Here is a 4,306-nt window from a genome sequence, read left to right on the forward strand (position 1 = left end):
CCGTGTAAAAAACCTGTTGCCATACTTTATGCTCCTTTTAATAATTGGCTAATGAAATGAATGGGAAAAATGAGAGGCGAAAGCCGTTCTTGCGAGCGACTTGACAAAATGTTTAAAACCGTTAGATTCATACAAAGGTGCCTAACAAACACCTTAAAACAACAAGCGGATTGGTTGCCGAAATAACTAATCTTCCGCAGACTAAAGACTTTGACTCATTATATGCGCGTAGCGTATAATAGTGTTGTCGGGTGTGGTTATGCTATACAATACCCTTTTAGGGGAAGGCATAACGACGGGCTTGTTGCCGTGTTTGTTAGCACCCGGCATTCTTCATTGAGTGTCATTAACAAACATTAATCAACAAGGAGTTCACCATGAACAATTTAGCGACAATCAACAATGCTGGTATTGCTGTCACAACCTCTTTAAAAATTGCCGGTGGTGTGGGGAATAGCCACGCTACAGTTATAAAGCTGGTACGTCAAAACATTGAAGACTTTGAAGAATTTGGAAGGGTTGGATTTGAAATCTCACCCTTTGGGACCAAAGGCGGAAGACAGAAAAGAGTAATTGCTATTCTCAACGAACCACAAGCCACTCTACTCATGACCTATATGCGTAACAATGATATGGTGCGTGCATTTAAAAAAGCCCTTGTTAAAGCTTTTTATGATTTAAAAAACAAGTTAATGGATAATGACCGCGATACACGGTTTGATTTTCCAAGTAACTGGGATGAAATGGGAGCGACTGAAAAGGCTGTTTATATTTATGGACCTCTCCACATGCATCTTGTTAGAGCCTTTACGTTAGTAGAAGAGAGCAAACATTATAAAACGCTTGTTGAAGAAGCCAAGCAAGTTTTAGGAAAAACTATTGTAAAAGCTGCTTAAGTAAAAAACATGACTCATCTCCTCGCCTTGAGGCGGGGAGGTAGTTAATGCCATAAAATATCTTTACATAATACATATTGTACGTATAATACGTATTATACATTAAAGATAGGATGTGCATATGAAAAAATATAGTTTTACAGATGTAAACCGCGGGGCAGGCGATATTTTAGACGAGGCTATGTCTACACCTGTCGCTTTGACAAAACGAGGGCGTGAAAAAATCATTATGCTTCCTGTTGATTTATATCATGAATTAATAAAATCCCGTTCTAGTGTACAATCTTTTGTTTACGCAGATGCACCGCAAAATATATTAGACGATTTAGATCGTGGTTTAGATGACATTTTGAATAGTGATGAACATGTTTAAAGCAGGGGATGTTGTTCAATATTATTATTTATGGCACGAACAAGCGCAAAAAGGTGAACATTCAGGGCGTAAAGCACGTCCTTCTTGTGTCATGGTTAAAACTGAAAGCCATTTCTTTTTGTTTCCTATCACTTCTCAAGAACCTATTAATTTGCAATTTAGCTTAAAAATACCTGAGATAGAATGTAGACGTGCGGGGTTGCAAAAGCAATCTTGGGTGCGTGTTGATGAATTTAATGTTGTTCCTTGCGAATCTTTGTTTGACTTTGAAGATTTAAAACCACAAGGGCGTTTTAGTCTTTCTTTCATGCGTAAAATTGCACTTAAAATTAAAGAAGTTAAAACAATAAAACCACTTGGAAAAGTTTCTAGAGACTGAGTTATACAATTAAGCAGTATGGAGTGTCGGAACTTTGCTAACATCTGTTTCACGCTCTGCATGCCAAGCATCATAATTGGCTTGCATACGTAACCATATTGCTGCTCCATTCCCAAACATTTTGCCAAGACAAGCCGAAAGAGAAGGAGAGACAGGCTTTTTGGCATTTAGAATATCATAAAGATGTTGGCGTGATATACCGAGCATTTGTGCAATTTCTGACTTTGTTTTGCCTGTTTCAGGAATAATATCTGCTAAAACTTCTCCTGGATGAGTAGGACAACGATTAGGATTGCGTATAGTCATAGATAGTCTTCTTTGCAATTAACTTAAAAACCATTACAATCTAAACAGTATAACATCAATACTGTGTAATTTAAGAAATGAATATCAAACCAATTTGTACAGAGAGAGATTACCAAGAATCTTTAGAAATTGTGTCTGCAATGTTTGACAAGCAACCTAAAGAGAATACTCTAGAATTTGATAGAATGAAAGCTCTTGTTTTGTTAATTGAAGCTTATGAAACAGAGCACTATCCTGTTTCTCCACCTCATGCGTAAAGAGAAGAATAGGTGCATGGAGGGGATAAATTTGCACGTTAACATCAAGGATTTTACAAACATACCAACGGCTGTCTGATCAAATATTGCTAAAAACTTAGATCCCTTGCCATTCTTAATAAAGTGAATACGAAGTTTAAATTCTATTGTCATTTTGCTCTCCACATTAATGAAGAGACCATAACAATCATCTACACTCTCTCATAAGTCTGACAGTGTCAGTCAAAAAAGCCCTTTAAAGGGCTTTGAAAGAGCTTTAAAGGGGATTTTAAAAACATACAAAGCCAGCTTATACAACAAGCATCATTAACACTATTGTTTGAGTGCCTAAGCTTCTTCACCTTTTTCTTGTGATTTATGGCTAAGCTCTGCCATTGTTTCTTTATCCACCATGGGAGGAGAAAACACTCCGTCCTTATAAGTCCAGCCAATTTGTGCTTCACTTGAGGGGATCGCTTCACCATCAAAGGCGTGAACATAATCTTCTGAGGCTACAATAATATTTGTTACCACACCATTTTCAACAACTGCATATTTCATAAAAAACTCCTAGATAAAAAATCTCAACAAGATTGCTCCGTCACCACCATTGCCGCCATCTCCACCAGATTTTCCTGGAAAGTAGCCACCGCCACCGCCGCTGGTAAAACCATTTCCATCACCACCATTGCCGCCTTTCCCACTGTACCCCCCTTTTGCGATACCATCACTGCAACCACCACCAGCACCACCATAAATAGAGCTTCCACCATGTCCAATGTTTGTTTTATAGACAATAAAGGGGCCGTCGTTACTTCTATAGTATGCGTAGCCACCACCACTCCCGCCACCGAAAGTAGAACTACTGCCATTGACGCTGGTATTGCTAGAGTAATAGCTGCCACCGCTACCGCCGCGACCACTGCTGTTGGCACTTCCTTCACTGCCACTAGTTGCGTATCCATAATATCCACCACCTCCGCCACCGCCTGCGGTAAGAAGTCCCTGAATTATTGTTTGACCACCTATGCCTCCCCTCTCGTTATTACCGCCTTTCCCACCACGTCCAATTTGAGCATTTTTTGAGTTTCCCAGCTGGTATCCTTTGATTTTAATACGTACGCAACCGCCGCCACCTCCACCACCGCCTTTTATATTACTGCCGCCTCCACCGCCACCCCACGCCCATATTTCAATATCGGTGTAGCTAGTAACACTATCAGGAAATGGAATGGGTCCACTTTCTGTCATGAGGATTTCAAGGGGATTAAGCGCGGTAACTTCTTTCAGTTTTGCAATCTCATTGCGTATTTTTTGAAGGACAGTGGTAGCCTCATCTTTTGTGTAAAGTGCCTTACCATCAACAGTTGCTGGATCTCTAAGCATGCTTCCACTTGCACTTAGACTTGTCACAACTTTATTATTGTGGGTGAGATTAAACGATGAATTACCTAACAGCTCTAAGCCACCACTCATGCTAACTTTGCTGGTAAATTTATTATAACTTTGCCATTCATTTGGGCTTGTGAGGCGCCCATAGCTTGTGAGATCTTCGTTAAGCTTGGCTCTAAAATCGTCAAGCCCCACGATATCTTCGGTTTTATGTTGATGCGCGCCTAACAGTGAGACAGCACTGCCAAAGGTGAAGTTATTATTGCTTGATTTGTAGAGAACATAGTTGTTAGCGGCATCTTTTGCCCCTTCGATATCGCTTAAATCAGCAAAAGTGAAGGTTTTATCCGCTGCCATCTTGCCATTGAGAGCGCTTTCTAGATCTGCGATTTCGCTTATGGTATGCGTGTGGTGTAAAGGCGCCTTTTCGTCTATCTTTTCCTCAACAGCTAAAAGAGCTTGATCAATTTTGGTCAAGTTTTCGCGCAAGATTGGGAATTCAGAACTGATAAAACGCCCTTCTTGTGGCAAGTCCATGTTGAGTTTCTTGGTTTTTGTCATCTCTCATTTTCCCATTATAATATGCCTGCGCCAAAATCACTCACCATGGACCGCGCAGCAGGTCCACCGGTAAGGGTCAATTTCAAGCGCGCTTGTTTGGCTGTTTTGTCACTGCTCACAAATTTTCGTTCTGTCCAAAGTGGTTCAGCGAGTTGTTCTGTTT

Annotated in this window: 7 protein-coding genes; 4 read left to right on the forward strand and 3 right to left on the reverse strand. The window is 40.4% G+C overall.

Annotated features, from left to right (window positions below):
* The first annotated feature begins 377 nt into the window (after window positions 1-377).
* The 3 genes from ACFIML_RS08820 (at window position 378) to ACFIML_RS08830 (ending at window position 1,648) form a co-directional block, all read left to right on the forward strand.
* Entirely contained in the window at window positions 378-896 is a 519-nt protein-coding gene (locus tag ACFIML_RS08820; RefSeq protein ID WP_375687967.1) for a Rha family transcriptional regulator, read from the forward strand.
* Window positions 897-1,017: 121 nt separating this feature from the next.
* Window positions 1,018-1,269: a type II toxin-antitoxin system prevent-host-death family antitoxin gene (locus ACFIML_RS08825; protein ID WP_375607138.1), complete on the forward strand. Its 252-nt coding sequence runs from the start codon at window positions 1,018-1,020 to the stop codon at window positions 1,267-1,269.
* Window positions 1,262-1,648, forward strand: coding sequence for a hypothetical protein (locus ACFIML_RS08830; protein WP_375607139.1), 387 nt, complete (start codon window positions 1,262-1,264; stop codon window positions 1,646-1,648). The genes ACFIML_RS08825 and ACFIML_RS08830 overlap by 8 nt, the downstream gene beginning before the upstream one ends.
* A gap of 9 nt (window positions 1,649-1,657) precedes the next feature.
* Here ACFIML_RS08830 and ACFIML_RS08835 read toward each other — a convergent pair whose 3' ends face one another.
* Window positions 1,658-1,954, reverse strand: a complete 297-nt coding sequence (locus ACFIML_RS08835; protein ID WP_375607140.1) for a HigA family addiction module antitoxin — start codon at window positions 1,952-1,954, stop codon at window positions 1,658-1,660.
* Window positions 1,955-2,031: 77 nt separating this feature from the next.
* Here ACFIML_RS08835 and ACFIML_RS08840 point away from each other — a divergent pair, with 77 nt between their 5' ends.
* Window positions 2,032-2,211, forward strand: a complete 180-nt coding sequence (locus ACFIML_RS08840; protein WP_375610717.1) for a hypothetical protein — start codon at window positions 2,032-2,034, stop codon at window positions 2,209-2,211.
* 327 nt (window positions 2,212-2,538) lie between these two features.
* Here the strand turns inward: ACFIML_RS08840 and ACFIML_RS08845 are convergent, their stop codons facing one another.
* Both ACFIML_RS08845 and ACFIML_RS08850 read right to left on the reverse strand, forming a co-directional pair.
* Window positions 2,539-2,751 (reverse strand): hypothetical protein, encoded by a 213-nt coding sequence (locus tag ACFIML_RS08845; RefSeq protein WP_375680468.1) that lies wholly within the window; start codon window positions 2,749-2,751, stop codon window positions 2,539-2,541.
* Window positions 2,752-2,760: 9 nt separating this feature from the next.
* On the reverse strand, window positions 2,761-4,143 hold the full coding sequence (locus ACFIML_RS08850; protein ID WP_375687969.1) for a Bgr_08870 family protein: 1,383 nt from the start codon (window positions 4,141-4,143) through the stop codon (window positions 2,761-2,763).
* Window positions 4,144-4,306 lie beyond the last annotated feature (163 nt).

The sequence above is a fragment of the Bartonella sp. AC62GZZY genome, assembly GCF_042196525.1.
Classification (GTDB): Bacteria; Pseudomonadota; Alphaproteobacteria; order Rhizobiales; family Rhizobiaceae; genus Bartonella.